This is a genomic window from Microbulbifer sp. SE14, assembly GCF_059834885.1.
The window spans coordinates 1-597 of the sequence record NZ_JCBAJA010000089.1 but is presented as its reverse complement, the minus strand read 5'-3'; the positions used below and the strand labels follow the sequence as shown (position 1 = coordinate 597).

Annotated in this window: 1 protein-coding gene; it reads left to right on the top strand. The window is 46.4% G+C overall.

Going from position 1 to position 597, the window contains the following annotated elements:
• Window positions 1–499 (top strand): hypothetical protein (locus tag AC6R19_RS22775; RefSeq protein WP_500582159.1); only part of this gene is annotated, 499 nt, incomplete at its 5' end.
• Window positions 500–597 lie beyond the last annotated feature (98 nt).

Genomic DNA, 597 nt, shown 5'->3' with positions numbered 1-597 from the left:
GCTGAATATCTCCGGAGAGTTGCGTCTCGATGGTCGCATTATTGCGAAAGGCGGTCAGACTTATGGTCACGACTATGGTGTCGGATCGGGAGGCTCAATCTGGTTGGATGTTGGGCAGCTGACAGTCAGCTCGTCGTCCGACAGGATCTTGGCTGGTGGGGCGGATGGCTACAACGGTGGTGGCGGCGGCCGTGTGGCAGTTTATTTTGAAGAATCCAATATAAGTGCCGGAAAACATGTTAATGTATCGGGCGGTAATCGTTGGATAGGCGGCAGTATAATTGGGCAGTCAGGCAGTATATACTTTGAAAACAAGGTGACAGGTTGGACACTGCTTCGATTTGATAACAAGGGGCGGGATAGAAATTATTCAAATATTTTTGAATTTTCAGGAGAGTTTCTTGAGAATAATGTTGAGCTAGCCAATATTGATGCGAAGCTTGTTGATCTTTCGCTGCCAACCTTATACATCTCAAATTCTAATATAACGAGACTGTAAATTAAATTGTGTAACTGCTCATGCCCCCGTACTCTGCACCGGAGGATACCATGAGCAGAACAATGGACAACAAAGATCTCGAACAGCAACTCCAGGCT